Raw genomic sequence first — 21,626 nt, 5'->3', positions numbered from 1 at the left:
CATGCGAACGATTTCGTTTTTAAGCGCATCCCTGCGTCCCTCCCTGATCGCCCTGGCCGCCGCGGCTGCGCTGGCCGGTTGCGCCGTCGGACCGGCCTACCAGCGCCCGACCGCGCCCGAACCGGCGGCCTGGAAGGAGCTGCAGGGCTGGGTGCCGGCGGCGCCCGCCGATGCGCTCGAACGCGGACCGTGGTGGACCCTGTTCGGCGACCCGCAACTCAACGAGCTGGCGGCCAGCGTCGAGGTCTCGAACCAGAATGTGGCGGCGGCAGTGGCGGCTTACACGCAGGCGCGCGCGCTTGTGACGGAGCAGCGCGCCTCGCTGTTCCCCTCGCTGACCCTGAATGGCTCGGGCACGCGCTCGGGCACGCGCGGCGGCGGCAGCGGCAATGCCACCGTCGATGCCAATGGCAACATCATCGGCGGCAGCAGCGAAGGCGGCAGCGTGCGCAACGCCTACCGCCTGTCGCTGGGCACCAGCTGGGAACCGGACGTGTGGGGCCGCCTGCGCGCCGGCGTGACGGCGGCCAGCGCCAGCGCCCAGGCCAGCGCGGCGGATCTCGCGTCGGCGCGGCTGTCGGCCCAGGGCGAAGTCGCCTCGGATTACCTGCAGCTGCGCGCCATCGACGCCCAGCGCGCGCTGCTGGCCACCACCATCGAAGGCTACCAGCGTGAGCTGCGCATCCTGCAGAACCGCTACAATGTCGGCATCATCCCGCACTCGGACGTCTACCAGGGCGAAACCCAGCTGGCCAGCGCCCAGAGCGACGATCTGAGCCTGGCACGCCAGCGTGCACAGCTCGAGCATGCGATCGCGGTCCTGGTCGGCAAGACCCCGGCCGACCTCGCGATCGCGCCGATGCCGAACTGGCAGGTGACGGTGCCCGAGGTGCCGGTGGGCGTGCCGTCCACGCTGCTGCAGCGCCGCCCGGACATCGCCGCCGCCGAGCGCCGCGTGGCCGCTGCGAACGAGCAGATCGGCATTGCGCGCTCGGCCTATTTCCCGAACATCGGGCTCTCCGCATCGCTGGGTACCTCGTCCAGCAAGGTGAGCGACCTGTTCAATGTGTCGAGCGCGGCCTGGTCTTTCGGCCTGTCGGCGGCCCAGACCCTGTTCGATGCCGGCGCCACCCGCGCCCGCGTGGAAGGCGCGCGCGCGGCGCACGAGGAAGCGGTGGCGCGCTACCGCCAGACCGTGCTGGACGCCTTCGCCGACGTCGAAGACCAGCTGGCCGCGACCCGCGTGCTGTCCCAGCAGCAGGACCTGCAGCGCCGCGCCTCGGAAGCCGCCGACAAGGTCGAACAGCAGGTGATGAACCGCTACAACGCCGGCCAGGTCAGCTACACGGAAGTGGTGCAAGCCCAGATCACCGCCCTGAACGCCCGCCGCAACCTGGTCACCACCCAATCCACCCGCCAGACCACGGCCGTGGCCCTGGTCCAGGCCCTGGGCGGCGGCTGGCATGCCGACTAAATAAATTCGGGGTCAGAGCACTTTTTGCTGCTAATTCGGGGTCAGAGCACTTTTTTGGGAAATGTCGCCGGAGAACGGGCGTCCACTCCTGACGCATCATTCCGTAGGGGAGAAGATGTAACTGGCGTGATAATGTGCCGCGAAGCTATTGCTCAAAAAAGTGCTCTGACCCCGAATTTCAGAAATTATGTGCTCTGACCCCGAATTTTTCAGCCGCTTTTCTCTGCCGGGTAACGATACCTCGGCCGGCGCCGTTCTTTACATTGCCGGCACTGTCGTGTTGACGGCCTGGATGCGGCGGGCGGAATTCAGGCGGGGCGGGCGGGCAGCTGGCGTTGCCACGCTGGATCTGCTCAGCAGCATCAGCCTGGCGATGCCGGCGCTGGCCTACTGGAATGCGAATCTCGGCGCGCGGCTCGGCGATGGGCTGCTGCGCCTGCTGTTCGTGCTCGGCCTGCTGGGCCTGTTCGGCTTCGTTGTCCATGATGCGCGCGCCATGCTGCGCCATCCGCGCCTGAGCGAGCGCCAGCGCCGCCGTTTCGCGGCCATCGGCGCTGCGGCGGTTCTGTTGCCATCCACGCTGGAAGTCTGGTGGGGCGCTGAAGCCCTGGCCCACCAGCACGCTTCCCCTGAAGAACTTGCCCAAAATCGGGGTCTGACCCCGGTTTGATTCAGCTTAAATCCCGGCGCTGGGCCCAGCGGGCGGCCAGGACGGCGCAGACCATCAGCTGGATCTGGTGGAAGAGCATCACCGGCAGGATCACCATTCCCAGCGCGCCCGGCGCGAACAGGACCTTGGCCATCGGCACGCCGCTCGACAGGCTTTTCTTGGAGCCGCAGAAGACGATGGTGATCTCGTCCTCGCGCGAGAAACCGAGACGGCGGCTGGCCCAGGTGGCCAGGCCGAGGGCGATCGCCAGCAGCACGCAGCACAGCACGCCGAGGCCGATCAGCGTCGGCAGCGACAGCTTGTGCCACAGGCCTTCGTTGACCGATTCGCTGAAGGCCGTGTACACCACCAGCAGGATCGAGCCCTGGTCGACGATCTTCAGCATCGGCTTGTGGCGGTCGATCCAGGCGCCGATCCACGGGCGCAGGAACTGGCCGGCCAGGAAGGGCAGCAGCAGCTGCTTCACGATCGATAGCACCGCGTCCAGCGTCGATCCGCCGGGTGCGGCGGCGCCCTGCGCGATCAGCGTCCCCACCAGCAGCGGCGTGACGAAGATGCCGACGAAGTTCGAGGCCGAGGCGCTGCACACGGCGGCCGCCACGTTCCCGCGCGCCACCGAGGTGAAGGCGATCGAGGATTGCACGGTCGAGGGGAGGGTGCACAGGAACAGGATGCCGACATAGAGGTCGGACGGCAGCACGGTCCCGGCCAGCGGTTTCATCGCCAGCCCGAGCAGCGGGAACATCACGAAGGTCGAGGCCAGCACCACCAGGTGCAGGCGCCAGTTGGTCAGGCCCGACAGCATGGCCTCGCGTGACAGCTTGGCGCCATGCAGGAAGAACAGCAGGCCGATCGCGACCGTCGTGATGTTGCCGAACACCAGCGCGGCCTGTCCCTGGCAAGGCAGCACGCTGGCCAGCGCGACGCTGCACAGCAGCCAGCCGGTAAACGCATCGGGGATCAGGCGGCGGAGCGGGGTGATGAGAGAAGGCATGTGCGGATGTCGAAGACTGCAGAAGGGCAACCGTCTATTTTAGCCCTTTACAGCCGATGCCGCCGGGACCCCGCTCACGCCGTAAATACGCGGCGGGGTCACAGGGTGAGTATCGGTGAGAAAATTATTTCCAGTCATAAGCAGGAAAGCTATACTCGCCCTTGCTTTTTAATCACCCTGGGGTCCAACGTGTTCAAATCCACGCTTCTAAACTTTGCTCTGCCTGTCGTCGCGGTCATGGGGGTTATCGCCTCCGCCAACGCCGACGAAGGCCAGTGGCAGCCGCACCAGCTGCCGCAGCTGAAGTCCGAACTCAAGCGCATCGGCATCACCATCCCGGCCGAGAAACTGGCCGACCTGTCCAAGCACCCGATGAGCGCCATGGTGTCGCTGGGCGGCTGCTCGGCGTCCTTCGTCTCGCCGGACGGCCTGATCGTAACGAACCACCACTGCGCCTACGGCGCCGTGCAGCGCAACTCGACCCCGGAACACAATTACATCGTCAACGGCTACCTGGCCAAGACCCGCGACGCAGAACTGCCGGGCGGCCCGAGCACCCTGGTCTACGTGACCGAGAAGGTCGAGAACGTGACCGACCGCGTGCTGAAGGGCCTGTCCCCGAACATGTCGGGCAAGGAGCGCCACGAGCAGGTCCAGAGCCGCATCAAGGCCCTGATCGCCGAATGCGAAAGCGCGAATGGAGCTGGTGATAAGGCTTATCGCTGCTCGGTGCCGGCCTTCCACCGCGGCCTCGAGTACTATCGCATCAAGCAGCTGATGGTCCGCGACGTGCGCCTGGTGTACGCGCCGGCCGACAGCGTCGGCAACTTCGGCGGCGACATCGACAACTACGAATTCCCGCGCCAGGCCGGCGACTTCTCCTTCCTGCGCGCCTACGTCGGCAAGGACGGCCGCCCGGCCGATCCGTCCCCGGACAACGTGCCCTACCACTCGAAGGACTTCCTGGTCGTCTCGGCCGAGGGCCTGAAGAACGGCGACCCGATCCTGCTGGCCGGCTATCCGGGCCGCACCAGCCGCTACAAGCTGCCGTCCGAGATCCGCTTCGCGCGCGACGTCGACTACCCGGCCAAGGCCGCATCGATCACCGCCGACCTGTCCGTGATCGCCGCCGCCACCATGGGCAACCCGGCCTACGACGTGCGCTACGCCAGCGTGGCCAAGAGCCTGAACAACGTGCTGAAGAAGACCCAGGGCCTGATGGACGGCTTCGCACGCACCGACATCGCCGCCATCAAGGACAAGCAGGACGCCGAGTTCCGCGGCTGGTACAAGCAACATGGTAAAGGCGGCAGCCTGCTGTCCGACCTCGACACCGCGATCGGCAACGATATGGCCGGTTCGCAGCAGGAAGCCGCTTGGGCGGAAGCCACCCACAGCGATCTGCTGAAGAGCGCGCGCACGCTGTACCGCCTGTCGATCGAGCGCCAGAAGCCGGACGCCCAGCGCGAAGCCGGCTACCAGGAACGCGACCTCTCCTTCATCAAGGCGCGCCTGACCCGCCTGGAGCAGTCCTTCGTCCCGAGCGTCGACCAGGCCCGCTGGACCGCGGCCCTGAACCGCTACGCCAAGATCGATGCGAAGAACCGCCCGCAGGGCCTGGACGCGCTGCTGCCGAAGCTCGACGCGCTGCCCGCCATGTACAAGTCGACCGAGCTGGCCGACACGAGCAAGCGCCTGGCCTGGATCGGCAAGGATCCGGAAGCCTTCCGCGCCTCGCACGACCCCTTCATCCAGCTGGCCGTGCGCCTGCAGGACACCGGCATGGCGCTGGAAAACCACCGCAAGGAAGTCGACGGCAACCTGGAGCGCGTGATCCCGCAATACATGGAAGCCGTCATCGCCTGGAAGAAGTCGCAAGGCAAGCCGGTCTACCCGGACGCCAACTCGACCCTGCGCGTGACCTACGGCACCGTGGCGCCTTACACCCCGCGTGACGGGATTACAAAAGGCCCGTTCTCGACCGTCGAAGGCATCCTGCAGAAGGCCACCAACAAGGAGCCGTTCAACGCGCCGGCCAACCTGCTGCAAGCGATCCGCGAGAAGCGCTACGGCGTGTTCAAGGATCCGGTGCTGGGTACCGTGCCGGTCAACTTCCTGTCGAGCGCCGACACCACCGGCGGCAACTCGGGTTCCGCGGTGATGAACAAGCGCGGCGAACTGGTCGGCCTGAACTTCGACTCGACCTACGAGTCGATCACCAAGGACTGGTACTTCGACCCGGTGATCACCCGCGCGATCCACGTCGACATTCGCTACATGCTGTGGGTGATGAAGGAAGTCGACCATGCCGACAACCTGTTGAAGGAAATGACGATCAAGTATCCGAAGAAGTAAGCCAAATCAGATCAACGTCGTCCCCGCGAAGGCGGGGACCCAAGTTATGCGTGCGTTACGACTGCGCTTGCAAACTTGGGTTCCCGCCTCCGCGGGGACGACGTCTTTATGCCACCGGAAACCAGATATCGAAGCGCGTCTCGCCCACCCCCGCAGGCGCCAGCGCATACGTACACCCATGCCGCCCCAGCACCTCGCGCACGAACATCAGGCCGATGCCCTGGCCGCCCTTCTTGGTGCTGACGAAAGGCGTGAACAGCCGGTGTGAAGGCGCATTCTCGAGCAGGCCGCCGGAATCCGTCACCGACAGGCGCACGCGCTCGCCCAGGTCTTCCAGCTCCAGACGAATCGCCCCGCCTTTCGACCCATCGCGCGTATTGCGCTCGTCGATCGCCTCGACCGCGTTCTTCACGATATTCAGCAGCGCCTGCTCGATCAGCTGCACGTCCAGCTGCAGCGGCGCGATGGCATCGCAGCGGCTCCAGCCGAGCTGGATGCCGCGCGCATTGCACTGTTCGCGGTTCAGCCACAGGATGTCGTCGACCACGTCCTGCAGGCGGGTCGGGCGCAGTTCCGGGGCCGGCATCTTGACCACCCGCGTGAAGCGGTCGATGAACTCGCCCAGGCTGATGTTGCGGCGCTTGACGGCGACGATGGCGGTGACGAAGTCGCCGGCGTCGCGCTCCTCGAGCTGGCCGCGATAGGTCAGCAGGGAATCCAGCACCGAGCCGGTGGCGGCCACGGTGTTGTTGACCTCGTGGGCCAGCACCCGGATCAGGCGCGCGTAGGTGGCGCGTTCGGAGTCTTCGAGTTCGGCGGTCAGTTCCTCGACGATCAGGAAGTGGCGCGCGAAGCCGCGGTCGTAGAAGCGGCTGCGCTGCGCGCGGTAGCGGCGGCCTTCCATGTCCACCAGCAGCCGGCTTTCGCCCAGGGCCAGCGCGTCCAGCTGGCGCACCAGGTCGCGGCTGCGCGCGCGGGCGCGTTCATCGAGCGCCGGGTCGAAGCTGGCGTCGCCATCTTCCCAGGCCGATAGTAGTTTGCCGAGCGGCGTTTCGAGTCCCAGTAGCGCGGACGCGCTGGCGTTCACCAGGCTGATCGCATGATCGAAGTCGAAGACCAGGACCGCGCTCGGCGTCGCTTCCAGCAGGCGTTCCAGAAAGCCCTGCTGCTCGCCGATCGCCAGGCGCTCGCGGTGCAGGGCGGTCAGCATGTCGTTGAACATGGCAACCAGGTCGTCGAGTTCGGTCACGCCCGGCGCAGCGAGGCGCGCGGCATACTGCTGGTCCTGCAACAGGTCGTGGAAGCGGCGCGTGTAGCCGAGCGGTTCCAGCGCCCTCCGCACCAGCCACCAGCCCAGCGCCATGCTGGCGACAAGGAGCAGCTCGGCGCCGATGAACAGGATGGGCTGCTGCGGCAGCAGCAGGATCGCGCAGCCGCCCAGCGCCAGGTGCAGCAGCGCCAGGTAGGCCGTGAGCCGCGCCTGCAGTTTAAAAGATGGCAGCCTCATTCCTCGCGCACGCCCGCGCCCAGGCCGTGGCGTTCGAGGCGGCGGTACAGGGCAGTGCGCGACAGGCCCAGCGCCTTCGCCATCCGCGAGATATTCCCCGCGTGCTGCTGCAGCGCCTGTTCGATCATGTGGCGCTCGACCTGTTCCAGCGTCATGCCGTCCACCCCCAGGCGCGCGCCCGGCGCGCCTTCGTCGACCGCGTTCGCGGCCAGGAAGTCGGCCTGGCCCAGGTGCTGCTTGCCGGCCAGGAGCAGGGCGCGTTCCAGGGTCTGCTTCAGCTGGCGGATATTCCCGGGCCAGGGCTGGCCGGACAGCCAGTCCAGCGCATCCGGCGCCAGCACGACTTCGCCCAGCCCGTAGCCGTCCGCGACCCTGGCGGCGATGTGGCGCGCCAGCAGCGGGATGTCGCTGCGGCGTTCGCGCAGCGGCGGCAGGCGAATGGTGATGAGGTTCAGCCGGTAGAACAGGTCTTCGCGGAAGTCGCCGGCGGCCACCAGTTCCGCCAGCTCGCGGTTGGTGGCCGAGACCACGCGCAGGTCGGCCTGGGCCGCCGTGCTGGCGCCGACCGGCTGGTAGCGCTGGTCCTGCAGCACGCGCAGCAGCTTGACCTGGTCGCCGCGCTGCAGCTCGCCGATCTCGTCGAGGAAGAGGGTGCCGCCGGAGGCCGCGGCGATGTGGCCCTTGCGGTCGCTGCGCGCATCGGTGAAGGCGCCGCGCACATGGCCGAACATCTCGCTTTCGAACAGCGAACTGGTGATCGCGCCCATGTTGATCTTGACGATGGGCTGCTCCGCCCGCGGGCTGTTGCGGTGGATGGCGTCGGCAATGAGTTCCTTGCCGGTGCCGCTCTCACCCAGGATCAGCACCGGGGCGCGGGTGCGCGCGACCTGGGCGATCGTCTCCAGCACCTTCAGCAGCTTCGGGTGCTCGCCGACGATGCCGGAAAAGTCACATTGCGCATCGAGCGAGCGCCGCGTGAGCTTCGGCGCCGTCGCCGGCGCCGCCAGGTCGAGGGTGGCCTCGGCCAGCGCGATCAGCTGGGCATTGTCCCAGGGCTTGGTGAAGAAGTTGGCGGCGCCGGCCTTTACCCCGCGTACCGCCAGCGAGATCGAGCCCCAGGCCGTCATCAGCAGCACCGGCAGGGCCGGCTGCAGCTGCTTGATGCGGGCCAGCAGGTCCAGTCCCTCCTCGCCGCTGGTCTGCAGCGAGAAGTTCATGTCCTGTAGGACGAGGTCAAAGCGCAGATCGACCGGACCGGCCTGCAGCTGCTCGAGGGCCTGCTGCGGGCCGTCGGCGCAGACTGCGTCGAAGCCGGACTGCTTGAGCAGCAGGGCCAGCGAGACCTGGACCGCGCTGTCGTCGTCGACGATGAGGATGCGCCGCTTGCGTGTTGGTTCCATGCGTTTCAAATCTTGTTTTATTCGTAGTGCAGCGCTTCAGTCGGGCTCAGGCGGCTGGCGCGCCATCCCGGGTAGAGCGAACAAAGCAAGGATAGCAGATAGATCGCGCCCATCGACAGCCCCGCGGCGCTGATGAAGACGCCCCAGTTGAGGCCCTCGCCGAGCGCGCCGGTGAGCGGCAGCTGGACCAGCAGCACCAGCCCCACGACCATCGCGGTGGAACTGAGCAGCAGCTGTTCGGCGATGATCTGGCGGTAGATGTCGCCGGCACTGGCGCCGATCGCGCGGCGCAGGCCGATTTCGGGAATCCGCCGCGTGGTGTTCTGCCACAGCACCCCGAACAGGCCGAAGGCCACCATCGCGACCATGAAGGCGGCGATCACGCTCACGACGATGAAGGGCACCAGCTGTTCCTTCAGCAGGCTGGCGCGCATTGCCGCGAGCGGCGCGATCTCGTAGGCCCAGTCGTTGCGGACCAGCTTGAGCCGGCGGTTGAGCTCCGCCTCGAAGCCGCGCGGGGTGCCCGGCGCCATCTTGATCAGCATGGCCCGCACACGCGACTTGCTTGCAAGCGGATCGAAGCGCGTCATCACGAAATTCACCGGCGCCATCAACGGTCCCTTGTTGCGGAAGTCTTCGACCAGGCCGACCACGCGATAGGTTTTCGGGGGCTCGCCTTTGCCCCCCTTGTCGTTCGAGGTCTTGTCGGTAAACTGCTGGCCCAGCGCCTGGCGTCCAGGGAACATCGCGGCCGCCATGCGCCGGTTCAGCACCGCCGGCCGTACGGCCTGGCCGTCATCCTGGGTGTTGAACCAGCGGCCGGCGACCAGCTTGATGCCCAGCGCCGCGGCCACGCCGTCGCTGGCCTCGAACAGGTTGCTGTTCAGGTTGGCGCCGGTCTGCGGCGACTTGAAGCTGGTGGTCCAGGTCGACATGGTGTAGGGCGCGTAAGCGGCAAAGCCGACTTCGCGCACCTGGGGCAGCTCCAGCAGGCTGCGGCGCAGCGTGTCGTACACGTCGGCAGGAATCGACTCGTCGGGCACGTCGCCCAGCACCATCTTCACGGACCAGGTGTCGGCGCCGTCGAAGCCGATCGTCTCGCGGTACAGCTGCCAGTTGCGTACGCCGAAGGCGGCGATGCCGAATACGATGGCAAAGGCGAGCAGGATCTCCAGGCTCAGCATCAGGTTCCTGGACTTGCGCTTCCAGGTCAGTTTCAACAGGTGGCGCAGCATCACGCAACTCCTTTCAGGGCATGGACGGGATCGAGGCGGGACATCTTCCAGGCCGGGATCAGGCCGGACAGCAGGCCGAACACGAAGGCCAGCAGCATGCCGCAGGCGAACACGGTCGGGTTCAGTCCCACCTTCAGGTAAGGAATCAGCTGGGCGCTTTCGAGCCACCACAGCACCAGGCGGGTGCAGGCCAGGCCGATCAGGCCGCCCGCAAGCGACAGCAGCACGTTCTCGACCACCAGCTGGCCGGCCAGCTGCATGCTGGTGGCGCCGAAGGCCTTGCGCACCCCGATCTCCGAGCTGCGCTCGAGGATGCGGCCGGTATTCAGGTTGACCAGGTTCAGCGCCGGCAGCAGCATGAACACCAGCATGGCAGCGGCGATCGACAGCAGCAGCGTGGTGCCGCCGGAGTCGGCCTCCTCGTTCTTGCTCAGCAGCCCGCGCGCCACCAGGTCAAGCTTGCTGTCGGCCCAGAAGGTGCTGATGGCGAAGGTGTGCGGATCATTGTCGACGAAGGTCTTGGCGGCCCGCGCCACTTCGCGCTTGACGCGCGGCAGGTCGGACGGCTCTTTCGCCAGCAGCATGGCGGCAAAGGAGCCGGTCAGCTCGTCGCGCCAGGTACCGGACGGGAAGGTGTGCAGCGGCGCCCAGATGTCCGCATAGGCGTTCATGTGCATGACATCCTCGACCACGCCGATCACTTCGAACATCTGGCCGCCGATGCTGATCTTCTGGCCCGGCGCCGAAGCATCGCCGAACAGCCGGCGCGCGGTGGTGGCGTTGACGACGGCGACGAAACGTCCGCCGGCGTCGTCGTCGGCGTTGGGCAGGCGCCCCGCCAGCAGCTTGAAGTCGAGGATGCGCCAGTAATCGGCGTCGACGCGGCGCATTTCCAGTTCGCTGACGCGGTCGCCCTGGTAGACCGACACCGAGGCCGGCGTGGTGAAGGCCGACACACGTTCCAGGCCCGGAATCGGCTTGAGGTATTTGTCGATGGTCTTGAAGCCGAGCAGGGTGGTGCGCACGGTGCTGTGGTCGGCGCTTTCGCTGCGGATGCCATACACCTGCAGGAAGCGCTCGCTCTTGCCTTCGACGCCGCTCGGCCAGAACGCGGTCTCCAATAAAGCGGTGATCACCATCAGCACCACCAGCGTGAGCACGATGCAGACCAGGTTGATGGCCGTGAACAGCTTGCGGCGCATGAAGACCTTCCAGGCCGTCAGCAGATAGTTACGCAGCATGGGCGTGCTCCTTGCCGACCAGCTGGCCGTCGAACACGCGCACGATGCGGCCCACGCGGCGCGCTTCCTGCTCGTCGTGGGTCACCATCACGATGGTCGTGCCTTCGCTGTTCAGCTTGAGCAGGATGTCCATCACCTCGGCGCTCATCTTGCTGTCCAGGTTACCGGTCGGTTCGTCGGCCAGCAGGATGTGCGGCCGGCCGACGATGGCGCGTGCGATCGCCACGCGCTGCTGCTGGCCGCCCGAGAGCTGGTTCGGAAAGTGCTCCATGCGCGCACCGAGGCCGACGCGCTCGAGGGCTTCGCGCGCCAGGCGGCGGCGCTCGCCGTTGCCCATGCTGCGGTAGAGCAGGGGCAGCTCGACGTTGTCGATCACGCGCAGGTCCGGGATCAGGTGGAAGCTCTGGAAGATGAAGCCGAAGGTCTTGTTGCGCAGGCGTGCCACGTCCTTGTCGCGGTAGGAGGACAGCGCGGTGCCGTCGATGTGCACGCGGCCCTGACCCGGCCGGTCGAGCAGGCCGATGATGTTGAGCAGCGTGCTCTTGCCGCAGCCGCTGGGGCCCATCATGGCGACGAATTCGCCTTTGCCCACATGCAGGTCGATGTCCTTCAGGGCCAGGGTTTCGACCTTGTCGGTGCGGTAGGTCTTGCTGACTTTTTCCAGTCTGATCATGATGTTCGTCCTTGTTTTGGCGATTCAGTTCGAAATACGGATGCTGTCCAGTTCCTTGAAGGCGCTGGTGTCAGAGACGATGAAGCGGTCGCCCGGCTGGGCGCCTTTGATCACTTCGATGACCTTGCCGTCGCTGGCGCCCAGGTCCAGCAGGGTCTTGCGGGCGGCGCCGTCCGCCACCTTGAAGGCGGGCTGGCTGCCCTTGCCGTTGAAGGCGGCGCCGCTGTCGATGACGAGCACGCTGGCGCGGCGGTCGGTGACGATATTCGCGTCGACCCGCATCTTGTTGCGCAGGTGCGGGTTGTGCGGCTGTTCGAGATCGACCAGCAGCTTGATGGTGCCGTTCTGGATTTCGGGCAGGATGGTGTGCACGCGTCCTTGCAGGACCTCGCCGTTCTGCTCGACGCGCACCGGCTGGCCGGCGGCCAGTTGGCGCGCGTGGAAGTCGGACAGGGTCGCCTCGACGCGGTAGTTGTTCAGCTCCGAGACGCGCGCCACCAGCTGGCCGGCCGCCACGCTGGCGCCTTCCTCTTCGACCAGGGAAGTCAGCATGCCGGTGAAGGGCGCGGTCACCCGGGTCTGTTCGAGCAGGCCTTGCTGGCGCGCGATCTGCTTTTGCAGGATGGCCTGCTGCAGCTTGGCCGCCGCGATGTTGCTGGCGGTGGCGCGCCGCGTGTCCTCGATCAGCTCGCGCTGCTGGCGAAGCTGGACCTCGTTGCGCTGTACGTTCAGTTCGGAAGTCAGCAGGTCCTGGCCCGACACCAGGCCGCTTTCGCGCAGCTTGCGGTTACGTTCGCGCAGCGCGCGGCTTGCCTGCAGGTCGATCTCCAGCAGTTCGATGGCGGAGGCGATCTGCTTGTGCTTCTGGTCCATCTCGAGCTTGAGCGTGAGGACCTTGTTGTCCTGCTGCGCCAGCTGTTCCTTCAGCGCTTCCAGCGCCAGGCGGATTTCGCGGTCGTCGAGTTCGAGCAGTAGCTCGCCCTGTTTCACCTGCTGGCCCGGCTTGGCATGGACCTTGGCGATGCGGCTCGCACCAGGGCTGGACACGACCTCCTCGTGGACGGGAATGACCACGCCGGCGGCATTGATGGTGTTGTCGACGTTGCCGCGGCGGACTTCGGCGATGGCGACGTCGCCGGCCGCCACGCTGGGACGCACGACGCGGTTGATGCCCCAGGCCGCGGCCAGGATGCCGGCGCACAGGAGGAGGCCGGTGGCGAGCCGGAAGTGGCGGCGGCGGCGCAGGATGTCGATGCCGATGGCTTGGTCCATGAGATGCTTGCAATGAAGGAGTGACAATGCTTCCTTTATTGCAAGCATCGTGCCAGGGCCTCTTCACAGGGAAGAAGGCCACTGGCCCGCCGCCGTGTTGCCCGTACGCGGGCAAGGGTGTCCGGATCCGGGCAGTCGATCCGGCGCTCCGGGGGCTTTACGGGCCCAGGTGTTTGCCGAGGAAGCTTTCGAGCCGCTGGTAGAACTCGGTCACGTTCTTCGTGTCGTAGAAGCCGTGGCCCTCGTTGGGCGCGAGGAACCACTCGGGCGGATGGCCGGCCTTGACCAGCGCCGCCCGCATCGCCTCGGCATGTTCGACCGGGGCGCGCTTGTCCTTGCCGCCGTGGACCAGCAGCACCGGCACCGTGATCTTCGCCGCCAGCGCCACCGGCGAGGCCTTGTCCAGTTCGGCCTTGCCGGCGCCCACGGTCTTGCCGATGTAGGCTGCGCGGTAGGCGTCCAGGCGGTTGTTCTCGGGCCTGGCCAGCAGGTTCAGGTCGTACACGCCCAGGTAGCCGACCGCGCACCTGAACAGGGACGGTTCGCGCGCGGCCAGCATCAGGGCCGAGTAGCCGCCGAAGCTGGCGCCGTACACGCACATGCGCTTGCCGTCGACTTCGCCCTGCGCCACGGCCCAGCGCACGCCGTCGACCAGGTCGTCCTGGATCTTGCCGCCCCATTCGCGATAGCCGGCTTCCTTGAAGTCCAGCCCGCGCCCGCCGGAGCCGCGGAAGTTCACCTGCAGGACGGCGTAGCCGCGGCTGGCCAGGAATTGCGCGTCATTGTCGTAGAACCAGCCGTCGAAAATGCCGAAGGGGCCGCCGTGCGGCATCAGCACCAGCGGCGGCTTGAGGCCGGGCGCGTGGGCCGGCATCGTCAGGTAGCCGTGCAGTTCGAGGCCGTCGCGCGCGCGGAAAGCGACCGGCCGGCGCGGCGCCATCTTGTCCGGGTCGATGGTCTCGAGCGAGGAAAACAGCAGGCTCGCCTTCATGGTCTTGCGGTCCAACAGGTAGTAGGAACCCGGATCGCGGTCGCTCGACACGCCGAACAGCAGCACGCCGCCATCGTCGCTGAAGTCGACGAAGTGCAGGTAGTGGTCGGGGAACTGCGCGCTCAAGGCCTTGTGCAGGCGCGCTTCTTCGCCGTTCTCGTCGAAGTAGACCGCACGCGGTCGTCCGACCGCCGAATGGGCGGCGAAGGGTTCGCCCAGGTTGGAGGCAACCATGATGTCGCTGAAGCTGCCGGCCTTGTCGGCGAACAGGGTGGTGCGCTTGCCGCTCGCGATGTCTTCGCGGATCAGCTGGTCGGGGCCGCCGTCCTTCGAATAGTTGACGTACATGGCGCGGTCGTCCGCGCTGAAGACCAGCGGCACGTAGCGGCGCCCGAGCTGCTCGCCGGTCTTCTGCCAGCGCTTGCCGGCGTCGTCGTAGCGCATCAGCAGGACTTCGGCGTTCTCGTCGGCGCCGTAGGCATAGCGCGGCTGGCCGCTGTTCTGGATGACGAAGCCCAGGTCCGGCGCCGGCAGGTCGGCCACCAGGGTGCGCACGGCGCTGCGCGAGTCGACGTCGTACAGCATGCTGTGGCTCCCCTCCCAGGGGTGGGCGGCCAGGAACAGGCGGCTGTTATGGTTGCGCGGGATGTCCTCGATGTAGCCGAAGCCCTCGTCGTTGCCGTAGCGGTCCCCGCGGCTGGAGAACAGGCGCATGCGGTAGCCGTACAGGTATTCCTGCTTGCTGCCGTCGAGTTCCGCGGCCAGCACCTCGCCGGTGGGCACCGGCTTTTCGCGCGAGCCCAGCTCCTTGCCCTTGGTGATGGCGAGGCGGGTCGTGGTCAGCCAGCGGTAATCGAGCGGCACCTCGAAGGCCGGCATGCGGATCGCGCCGGTCATCTGCATCTCCGGCACCGAGTACACCATCACCACCGGCACGAAGCGGTCGCCGTCGGGAACGCGCACGGTGAGGGCGAGGTGCTTGCCGTCCGGGGCCAGGCGCGGGCGCGAGAACTGGTCTTCGTAGACGAAGGCGGCGAGCGGCACGCCGGGCGCGGCAAGCACGGGCGCGGCCCGGGCCGCCAGCAGGAAGGTGCACAGGAACAGGGATCGCAGGCGCATGGAGGCTCCGGTCGGTCGAGGCGGGACGATCCAGCCATTATGTATGCACGCGCGGCCCAAAATACTCACCAATTCTCAAACCCCGCCTTGCGCATTCAGGCCCCAGCTTCGATAATCGACGGTTATGAATGAGCCGCTCACCCTTCTCGGTTTTCCGACCACACCCCTCGAACTCATCTCCTTCGTCCTCTCGATTGCGACGGTGCTGCTGAACATCCGCCGCATCCACTGGGCCTGGCTGTTCGCCATCGTGTCGTCGGCGACCTACGGCATCGTGTTCTTCAAGGCCCGCCTGTACGGCGACGCCGGCCTGCAGGCCGTCTTCATCGCCGCCTCGATCTGGGGCTGGTACGAATGGCTGCGCGGCAGGGGCGCCGACGACGAGCCGCTGGTGGTGACGCGCCTGGATCGCGCCGGCTGGATATGGTCGCTGGCCGGCTGGGCCCTCGGCTTCCTGGCGCTGTCCTGGTTCCTGCATGCCTTTACGGACACCGACGTGCCGCACATGGACGGCTTCCTGACCGCAGGCAGCCTGCTCGGCACCGTGCTCGCGGCGCGCAAGAAGGTCGAGAACTGGCATGTGTGGATCGCCGTCGACGTGCTCTATGTCGGCCTCTACGTCTACAAGAACCTGCACCTGACCGCGATCCTGTACGCGGTGTTCGTGATCATGGCGGCGCTGGGCTTGCGCACCTGGGCGCGCGCGGCGCGCGAGGGCATGCGATGAGCCGGGGTTCTTCGTTGAAGCGGATCGCCATCCTGGGCGCCGAATCGACCGGCAAGTCGACCCTGGCGCCAGCGCTGGCGGCGCGCTACGGCACGCTGTGGGTGCCGGAATACCTGCGCGAATTCGTCGAGACGCAGAACCGGGTGCCCTTCGAGGACGACCAGCTCGGCATCGCGCGCACCCAGCGCGCGCGCGAGGCGGCGATGGCGGCATCGCCCGACGCAAGGCGCTTCCTGTTCTGCGACACCACGCCGCTGCTGACCGCGGTCTACAGCCGCATCTACTGGGGCAGGGTGCCGCCCGCGCTGCTGGCGCTGGAAGCGCAGCACGATTACGCGGCGACCCTGGTCGCGGGCCTGGACCTGCCCTGGGTGCCGGACGGCCTGCAGCGGGAATCGGAAGAGGTGCGCAAGCAGGTGCACGAGTGCCTGCTGGCGGTGCTGCGCGAACGCGGCATCCCGTTCACGCTGCTGGAGGGCGGCCTGCCGCAGCGGCTGCGGCAGGTCGAGGAGCTGCTAGCTTCTTCTTGAGTCAGAAATCGAACTGGCCTGACAGGCGGAAGGTACGCGGCGCGCCCGGCAGCAGGTAGCCGCCCAGCGCCGGCGTGACGTCGCGCCAGTAGAACTTGTCGAAGAGGTTGTCGACGCGGGCGCGCAGCGTGATCTTCGTCGCGCCCATCTTCAGGCCGTAGGCCGCGCCCAGGCCGAACACGTGGTAGTCCGGCACCAGCACGCGGTTCTCGACGTCGAAGGCCTTCCTGCCGGAGTACTGCCAGTTGGCGTCCAGCTTCAGGCCGGGCAGCTGCGGCACGGCGTATTCGATCCAGGTGGTCGACTTGAAGTTGGGCACGTCGGTGACGCGCTTGCCGTCGATGCTTGCGTCGCCGGTGCCGTCCTGGCGCGTGTTCAGCGCCATCAAGGAGACGCCCGCCTGCAGGCCGGCGCCCAGCTTGCCGTCGGCAGCGAGTTCGAGGCCGCGATGCGTCTCGCGGCCGCCGCGCACATAGGGATGGCGCTGCACGGTCTCGCCGTCGACGACGACGGGCAGCGTGCGGTTCGGGTCCGTGTATTCGAGGCCCTGGCGAATCTGGAACAGCGATGCCGACAGGTTCAGGCCCGCCACCGATCCTTTGGCGCCGATCTCGAACTGCTTCGAACGGCCCGGCTCCATGACCTGGTTCTCGTTCGCGGTCTCCATCGGCGCGATGCCGCCGTGCTGCAGCCCATGGCTCACCGAGCCGTAGACGTTCCAGTCGCGGTTCAGGCCATACACAAGCGCGACGCTCGGCAGCAGGAAGGAATCCTTGCTATCGACGTAGTTCGGGGCGATGTAGTCGCGGCGCCTGGTCTCGACGTAGCGCAGGCCGCCGTGCAGGGTCAACTGCGAGGTGATGCCGACGATGTCCTGGGCGAACAGCGCGCTTTCCTGGTCGCTGCGGCGCTCGAACACCGGGCCGGTCACGCGGTCCGGGCCGACGTGCGGCGTGTCCAGCGGATGCCAGATATTGCTGTAGCCGACGTAGTCGTAGACGTAATCGCCGAAGCTGTCGTGGCGTTCGGCCCAGGACGCGCCCACGGTCAGCTGGTGGCGCAGCGCGCCGGTGGCGAAGCGGCCCTGCAGCATGGCCTGCACGCCCCATGGGGTCTTGCGCTCGCCCACGCTCTGGTAGTCGTAGACGTCGTAGTCGCCGTTCGAGCAGTAGCCCGGATAGTAGCCGTCGCCCTCATTGCTGCAGCCGTAGGGGAAGGCGGTGTAGTCGTCGCGCTTGAACCAGTGCTTGTTGCCGGCGATGGTGGCCTTCCAGCCATCCGCGAGCCTGTATTCGAAGCGCAGGCCGAGGTTGGTGTCGCGGGTGTCGACCGGGCGCGCCCAGGGCTGGTCGTTCATCAGCAGCTTGTTGGAGACGCCGCTCGGCAGCACTTCACCGCGGATCAGCTGGTAGCCGGGCGCCGTGAGCTGGGCCTTGTGCTGGTAGTCGAGGTCCAGTTCCAGCTTGGCGTCGGGGCTGATCTGCCAGTCGAAGGCGCCGGAGACGAACTGGCGCTCGCCGTTCGCGCCGCGCACGTAGGAGTGCAGGCTTGCTCCGGCGGCGTTGATGCGATAGCCGAAGCGGCGGTCCTCGAAGCGGCCGCCCAGGTCGACGGTGCCGTACAGGGTGCCGCGCTCGCGGACTTCCACGGTGGCGGAGCGCAGCGGCGTATTGGTGGGGCGCTTGGTCACGTAGTTGACGATGCCGCCCGGGGTGGCGACGCCGGCGGTGAGGCCGGCCAGGCCCTTCAGCACCTCGATGCGTTCCTTGTTCTCCAGCGGGATCTGGGTGTCGCCCGGGATCGCGAAGCCGTCCTTGCGGTAGCTGTAGTTGTTATCGAGGGCGAAGCCGCGGATCGAGAACTGCTCGGCATAGCCGACCGCGTTGTAGGCGTCGCTGACCGACGCGTCGTAGCGCACGGCCTCGGTGGCCGAGCGGATCGACAGGTCCTGCATCTGGGTGCGGCCGATGGCGGTGATCGAGGCCGGGGTATCGACGATGGCGGTGTCGGCGAAACCGCCGACGGCGGCGCGCTCCAGGTTGGGCGCGCGGGCGCCGGTGACGACCACTTCGGCGATGGTCTGGCCTTGTTCTTGCGCGTGGGCGTTGAAAGCGAAGGCTTGCGCGATGGCGCAGGCCAGGAGGGAATACTTCAGTTCAGGTTTCATTCGTTTGCTCGTCTTCTCGCCAACTGGGGGAAGGGCAAACGAAAATGGGCGCCGTCTCAGGCACCTTTTTGCGCTTTCCTTCGCTGGCATTATCCAGATCAGGTACGGAGGGTATCTCTCACCCGGCAGCGAACATCTGCTGCCAGGACCCCTAGCGAAGGCGCGAGTGTAGCACGGAAGCGAATGGGCGTGGTGCTTGTGGCAAGTCCGGTGGGATAGGGCTCAGCTACGCTGCGTAACGTAGGCTTCGCGTAACGGGCGCCAGCCCAGCCTTTGTTCGATGAGGCGGCGGTAGGCGGTGGCTATGTGGGCGGGCGTGCGGCGCATATAGTCTTCGGCCTTGGCGCGCTGCGGGCCCTGCAGGCTGTCCAGCCAGGCGACGGCTTCCTCGCGGGTCGGCGCGCGGCCGCTGGCGCCGTCGAATTTCGCGGGCAGGGCGGTCCAGACCACGGCGTCGATGCTCTTGCTCCGCATCCATTCCCTGATGCGCGGATCGGCCTCTGCGCCATCGAGCGGCGGGATGCTGCCCACGCACTCGGGATAGCCGGGCCGGATCTGCTCGCGCTGGCGCAGCATCTCGCGCGCAGCGTCCAGGCTGCCGGTGGCGAGCCAGGCCCAGTAGGTCGGCACCGGCTTCGCGCCTTCGCACAGGGCCAGCGCCAGCTCGGGATCGTCGTCGCTCTGGCGCACGAATTCGATGGGCAGGCGCGGACCGTCGGGATGCCAGCCGGAGGCGAGTTTCAGGGGTTGCGGCTTCCACAGCAGCGAGCCCCAGGCGATGCAGGCGATATTCATGAGCACTCGATATTTGACGATATTGAGTATCAGTCTAGCTCGCCAACAAAAATCGGGGTGCACGCATTTCGGCGGCCGGGGAAGGCGTATGCTATGCACAGACTCCTAACCGCAGATGGAGGCAAGGATGGCCATCACCAATGCTTCTGCCGGCACCAATGTCCATGAGATCGCCGACGGCGTCTACCGTATCAACACCCCGGTCGACATCGTGCCGGGCGGCTTCTCGTTCAACCAATACCTGATCGTCGACGATCAGCCGCTGCTCTTTCACACGGGGCCAAGAAAAATGTTCTCCCTGGTGAGAGAAGCCGTCGACTGCATCATGCCGGCCAGCCAGCTGCGCTTCATTGCCTTGTCGCATTTCGAAGCGGATGAATGCGGTTCCCTGAACGAGTGGCTGGCCGCGGCGCCCCACGCCGAGCCCCTGTGCAGCCAGGTTGCGGCCATGGTGTCGGTGAACGATTTCGCGGACCGGCCGGCCCACGCGATGGCGGACGGCGCCGAGCTCAGCCTGGGTAAACGGTCGGTCAAATGGCTGGATGCGCCGCATTTGCCGCACGGCTGGGAAACGGGCTTCCTGATGGACACGCACACGCTGACGATGTTTTGCGGCGACCTGTTCACCCAGGGCGGCACGGGGGCCGACATCCTGACTTCGGAAGACATCCTGGAGCACAGCGAGGCCTTCCGCAAGCCCATGGATTACTTCTCGCACTCGACGAATACCAGGCAACTGATCGAGCACCTGGCCGCCGAAGCGCCCTGGACCCTGGCCTGCATGCACGGCAACGCCTGGAGCGGGGATGGGGCGCGGCTGCTGCGCGCCCTTGGGGAAAGGCTCGTCAGCAGCTGATCGGAAACATCAGACCTGCGCCGGCTCCAGCACCGGCGCCGCGTGCTCGACGTGGGCGCGTGCATGCATCAGGTGGCGCTGCAGGGTGCTGCGGGCCGATTCGCCGATCAGGCGCCAGTGCTCGCGGCGCTGGGCGGCGCGCTTGCGGTGCTTGGACGGCATCTCGGACAGCGGCTTGACGTAGAAGGGCAGCGCGATGCGGTAGCCCTGCTTGCCCGCCATCTCTTCGCCGCCCAGGATTTTCCAGAAGCCGTCGTAGGCGTTGGCGAAGTGCTTTTCCGGGTCCGGGTCGTAGGCGAGATGGTCTTCGCTGCGGATCGCGACCACCTGGTCGATGCCGACCGCCTGCGCCACGCCCTGCATCGCGGCGAAGCAGAAGAAGCTCGGCGAATTGTTCGGGAACACGCGCTCGAAGGCTTCGAAGGCGGCGCCGGAATCGATCCAGCGGCCCTGATTGCGGGCGATGAAGGGGACCACCGGCGCATCGACGCCGACCATGTGGCCTTCCAGCCAGCTGAAGGACAGGCGATGCAGGCATTTGCCGTCGGCGACCAGGGCCAGGGTCAGGTCGCCCTCGGCATTGCTGCGCGAAGCCATTTCGAGCTGGATCATGAAGCTGCTGCCTTCGGCATCAATCTGCCACAGGGGCAGGCAGCGGGCGCCGTAGACGGCCTGCTTGTAGGCTTCGTTGAAGGTGGTTTCTTCGAAGCGATAATGGCTCAGGACCGCCTGTACGCGCCGCCGCGCCGACATGCCCTTGACCAGGTAATCGCGGTGACTCAGGTGGTGGAAGGCGTCGTCGTTCGGCGGCAGCGCCACGTGGTTGCGGTAGACGCCAAGCTGGCACAGGGCGCGGTGGTCGCGCATATAGGCCAGCACGCGCAGGCTGCGTGCGATGCACAGGATCCAGGAAGTGAGGCTGTACTGGCTGCGGCGGGCCATCCAGTGCTTGGTGAGGTGAGCGAAAATCATGGTGCGCTCCGGGCGTTCATTATCGGGGTGGTTCTATCTTGACTCACCGGCCTGGTCGGGGCGGTGATATTGCTCAACGGAAATAAAATGCTGGGCAGATCAAGATCGCCACGCTCGATAACACATCCCTTTTGTATTTTTCTTTGTGATCACGATGTCTCTTGTTGATTTTTTGTCAGGCAAAGATCGCCATTTGCAAGACTAGCACGATTGCCGCGCCGAACATCGAAATCCTCATGAATAATTGAGTCATCCCGAATAAGTTGAGGAGTGGCGCATGGTGTACGAACTTTTTTACTGGGTCGGAATCATGGGCAATGAGGTCTAGCGGAAACTCTTATTAACGGTTGGCGTCAACCCTCCTTGGCAAAGGTCATAGCGAGGTACGTCAACGCGAGTTATTCCGTTGGAACGGACTGTTGATCTAGTTCCCTCAAGCTTATGACACCTGCCAACACTACCCTGTGCAGTCGAGCAAGAATCCCCCACTTGCTCAACCCGCACGGAGAGAAACATGGCTGTATGAACCGCCCCGGCTTTCGTGGAGGCCGGTTAGTGTGAGTCAGGCCGAGATGGCTTGACTGCTCAGTTGCTTATAATAGTTTGCCTCAGCTTCGGCCGGCGGTATATAGCCGAGCGGCTCCAGCA

The 21,626-nt window shown here is 66.4% G+C and carries 17 protein-coding genes and 1 riboswitch; of the genes, 6 read left to right on the top strand and 11 right to left on the bottom strand.

Translation table 11 applies throughout. From position 1 onward, the window contains the following. Window position 1 precedes the first annotated feature (1 nt). Complete coding sequence (locus LQV39_RS25510) at window positions 2-1,474, top strand: efflux transporter outer membrane subunit (protein ID WP_374199490.1); 1,473 nt, start codon at window positions 2-4, stop codon at window positions 1,472-1,474. Between the two features lie 187 nt (window positions 1,475-1,661). After that, on the top strand, window positions 1,662-2,144 hold the full coding sequence (locus tag LQV39_RS25505) for a hypothetical protein (RefSeq protein WP_230029997.1): 483 nt from the start codon (window positions 1,662-1,664) through the stop codon (window positions 2,142-2,144). A 1-nt stretch (window position 2,145) separates the two neighbouring features. Here the strand turns inward: LQV39_RS25505 and LQV39_RS25500 are convergent, their stop codons facing one another. Further along, window positions 2,146-3,138 carry a bile acid:sodium symporter family protein gene (locus LQV39_RS25500; RefSeq protein ID WP_230029996.1) on the bottom strand — a complete coding sequence of 331 codons (993 nt, stop codon included), beginning with the start codon at window positions 3,136-3,138 and terminating at the stop codon, window positions 2,146-2,148. A gap of 189 nt (window positions 3,139-3,327) precedes the next feature. Between LQV39_RS25500 and LQV39_RS25495 the strand changes: the two genes are divergently transcribed. Beyond that, window positions 3,328-5,493, top strand: a complete 2,166-nt coding sequence (locus LQV39_RS25495; protein WP_374199489.1) for a S46 family peptidase — start codon at window positions 3,328-3,330, stop codon at window positions 5,491-5,493. A gap of 106 nt (window positions 5,494-5,599) precedes the next feature. On the opposite strand, the gene LQV39_RS25490 is transcribed toward LQV39_RS25495, so the two are convergent. From LQV39_RS25490 to LQV39_RS25455, 7 genes are all read right to left on the bottom strand, one after another. Next, window positions 5,600-7,000, bottom strand: coding sequence for a PAS domain-containing sensor histidine kinase (locus LQV39_RS25490; RefSeq protein WP_230029994.1), 1,401 nt, complete (start codon window positions 6,998-7,000; stop codon window positions 5,600-5,602). Further along, window positions 6,997-8,400, bottom strand: coding sequence for a sigma-54 dependent transcriptional regulator (locus tag LQV39_RS25480; RefSeq protein WP_290368628.1), 1,404 nt, complete (start codon window positions 8,398-8,400; stop codon window positions 6,997-6,999). Before LQV39_RS25480 ends, LQV39_RS25490 begins: the two co-directional genes overlap by 4 nt. Window positions 8,401-8,417: 17 nt before the next feature. Next, on the bottom strand, window positions 8,418-9,635 hold the full coding sequence (locus LQV39_RS25475) for an ABC transporter permease (RefSeq protein ID WP_230029993.1): 1,218 nt from the start codon (window positions 9,633-9,635) through the stop codon (window positions 8,418-8,420). Beyond that, on the bottom strand, window positions 9,635-10,876 hold the full coding sequence (locus LQV39_RS25470) for an ABC transporter permease (RefSeq protein WP_230029992.1): 1,242 nt from the start codon (window positions 10,874-10,876) through the stop codon (window positions 9,635-9,637). Before LQV39_RS25470 ends, LQV39_RS25475 begins: the two co-directional genes overlap by 1 nt. Further along, the gene (locus LQV39_RS25465; RefSeq protein WP_230029991.1) at window positions 10,866-11,549 is read right to left on the bottom strand and encodes an ABC transporter ATP-binding protein; all 684 of its coding nucleotides are present in this window, start codon (window positions 11,547-11,549) and stop codon (window positions 10,866-10,868) included. Before LQV39_RS25465 ends, LQV39_RS25470 begins: the two co-directional genes overlap by 11 nt. A 24-nt stretch (window positions 11,550-11,573) precedes the next feature. Further along, window positions 11,574-12,821: an efflux RND transporter periplasmic adaptor subunit gene (locus LQV39_RS25460; protein ID WP_230029990.1), complete on the bottom strand. Its 1,248-nt coding sequence runs from the start codon at window positions 12,819-12,821 to the stop codon at window positions 11,574-11,576. A 157-nt stretch (window positions 12,822-12,978) separates the two neighbouring features. Beyond that, complete coding sequence (locus LQV39_RS25455; protein WP_230029989.1) at window positions 12,979-14,931, bottom strand: S9 family peptidase; 1,953 nt, start codon at window positions 14,929-14,931, stop codon at window positions 12,979-12,981. A 124-nt stretch (window positions 14,932-15,055) separates the two neighbouring features. Here LQV39_RS25455 and pnuC point away from each other — a divergent pair, with 124 nt between their 5' ends. Both pnuC and LQV39_RS25445 read left to right on the top strand, forming a co-directional pair. Further along, entirely contained in the window at window positions 15,056-15,658 is a 603-nt protein-coding gene (gene pnuC, locus LQV39_RS25450) for a nicotinamide riboside transporter PnuC (protein WP_230029988.1), read from the top strand. Further along, window positions 15,655-16,188 (top strand): AAA family ATPase, encoded by a 534-nt coding sequence (locus LQV39_RS25445; protein WP_230029987.1) that lies wholly within the window; start codon window positions 15,655-15,657, stop codon window positions 16,186-16,188. The genes pnuC and LQV39_RS25445 overlap by 4 nt, the downstream gene beginning before the upstream one ends. Before the next feature lies 1 nt (window position 16,189). Here LQV39_RS25445 and LQV39_RS25440 read toward each other — a convergent pair whose 3' ends face one another. Both LQV39_RS25440 and LQV39_RS25435 read right to left on the bottom strand, forming a co-directional pair. After that, window positions 16,190-18,355, bottom strand: a complete 2,166-nt coding sequence (locus LQV39_RS25440) for a TonB-dependent siderophore receptor (protein ID WP_230029986.1) — start codon at window positions 18,353-18,355, stop codon at window positions 16,190-16,192. 58 nt (window positions 18,356-18,413) lie between these two features. After that, window positions 18,414-18,518, bottom strand: a riboswitch (TPP riboswitch). Window positions 18,519-18,577: 59 nt separating this feature from the next. Further along, window positions 18,578-19,150 carry a hypothetical protein gene (locus tag LQV39_RS25435; protein ID WP_230029985.1) on the bottom strand — a complete coding sequence of 191 codons (573 nt, stop codon included), beginning with the start codon at window positions 19,148-19,150 and terminating at the stop codon, window positions 18,578-18,580. A gap of 127 nt (window positions 19,151-19,277) precedes the next feature. Here LQV39_RS25435 and LQV39_RS25430 point away from each other — a divergent pair, with 127 nt between their 5' ends. Continuing rightward, window positions 19,278-20,006, top strand: a complete 729-nt coding sequence (locus LQV39_RS25430) for an MBL fold metallo-hydrolase (RefSeq protein WP_230029984.1) — start codon at window positions 19,278-19,280, stop codon at window positions 20,004-20,006. A 9-nt stretch (window positions 20,007-20,015) separates the two neighbouring features. On the opposite strand, the gene LQV39_RS25425 is transcribed toward LQV39_RS25430, so the two are convergent. After that, window positions 20,016-20,978, bottom strand: coding sequence for a DUF535 family protein (locus tag LQV39_RS25425; RefSeq protein WP_230029983.1), 963 nt, complete (start codon window positions 20,976-20,978; stop codon window positions 20,016-20,018). Window positions 20,979-21,626: the final 648 nt, after the last annotated feature.

The sequence above is a fragment of the Massilia sp. Bi118 genome (assembly GCF_918697865.1).
In the GTDB taxonomy this organism is placed as follows: domain Bacteria; phylum Pseudomonadota; class Gammaproteobacteria; order Burkholderiales; family Burkholderiaceae_D; genus Telluria.
This window is presented reverse-complemented; position numbering and strand designations above follow the sequence as displayed.